General features: G+C 37.0%; 1 protein-coding gene. It reads left to right on the top strand.

Features of this window, described 5'->3' with window-relative positions; genetic code table 11:
• A partial coding sequence (locus ACWIX0_RS14355) for a putative barnase/colicin E5 family endoribonuclease (protein ID WP_454174638.1) occupies window positions 1–330 on the top strand: 330 nt, incomplete at both ends.

Here is a 330-nt window from a genome sequence, read left to right as displayed (position 1 = left end):
AAAATCACGGACGCACAAAAACACGAGGGCTATGGCTTAAGCCACATTATCGACAAACACCCCGAACTAGACTTGCACAAAATCCCTGAAATCATAGAAAAGGGGGAAGTAGAATCTAAAAATGGAATAAAAAGCATTGTATTAAACGATGGCGGAAAAGAATATAGAATAGGCTTAAGCAAAGGGTGGAAAGGTAAAGGCGAGAATGAATGGATTTTAACTGCATACGAAAATAAAAAAATCAAGGAAAATGGCGAGACTTTCTACCACGACACTTTTACAACTAAAGAACCTTTAGAAAACCCTGACAAACAAATTATACAACATACC

It is taken from the genome of Helicobacter sp. T3_23-1059 (assembly GCF_053654515.1).
The sequence above is the reverse complement of the archived record's forward strand: the minus strand, read 5'-3'. Positions and strand labels throughout refer to the sequence as shown.